Raw genomic sequence first — 920 nt, forward strand, 5'->3', positions numbered from 1 at the left:
TCTGACCCCTTACGCGACCCCGGACGCATGGAAAGTGATGCAATTCTCACTTCATAATCCGGCACAGTGGCCGATATCCCCATCGAGCCTCGCGCCAACGCGTGCTGGCGCCCGCCCCTGACCGTAGATTCCATGTCCGACGGCAACGACACTGCAGTGCATGATGTCCACGCGGCTGATGCCGCTGACGAACGTTTCCTGGTCCGCAATCCGCGCCAGCTGCGGCAGCTGCTGCGATCGCTGATCGACCAGCGATCACTGATCAATGCGCATATCGACGGCCGCGACCGCTCGTTCCCGACCGCGCTGCTTGAGCTCGACGAGGACGAAGACACCCTGCTGCTCGATGGCAGCCCGCAGGAGGCGTCCAACCGCGCCGCCGAACAGGCCGACCATCTGCTGTGCTTCGCCCAGCTCGAACGCGTGCTGGTGCGGTTCCGCCTGCAGGCACTGCAGCGCGTGGACAACGACGGCCACGTTGCCTTCCGTGCCCCGCTACCGGACGAGCTGGTCCATCTGCAACGACGTGAGATGTACCGGCTGGAGACGCCGGTTACCGATTCGCCCCAGCTGCTGATCCCCGCCGGCGAGAGCCGCGCCGACGCGCTGTCGATGCGGGTGGTGGACATCAGTGGCGGTGGCCTGGCGGTGGCCGTGCCTACCGACTGCGCGGTGTTCAGCCTGCAGAAACGCTACCCGGCGGTGCTGTCGCTGCCCGACGGCCCGGACCTGGAGATCGAGCTGGTCGTCTGCAACCTGTTGCCGCAGCGCCAACCCAACGGCATCGAGATCAAGCGCGTGGGGATGCGCTTCGACATCCTGCCGCGTGGCGCCGACAGCGCCATCCAACGCTACATCTTCCGCATCGACCGCCAGCGCAAGGCGCGCCGCAACGGCGAGCTGTGAGGCCGCCCGGCCGG

At 67.0% G+C, this 920-nt stretch carries 1 protein-coding gene; it reads left to right on the forward strand.

Annotated elements, in window-relative coordinates; genetic code table 11:
• Positions 1–132 precede the first annotated feature (132 nt).
• Positions 133–906, forward strand: a complete 774-nt coding sequence (locus AC13GF_RS20895; protein WP_483005847.1) for a flagellar brake protein — start codon at positions 133–135, stop codon at positions 904–906.
• The last annotated feature ends 14 nt before the right edge of the window (positions 907–920 follow it).

The sequence above is a fragment of the Stenotrophomonas sp. 22LJNL06-5-1 genome (assembly GCF_056861455.1).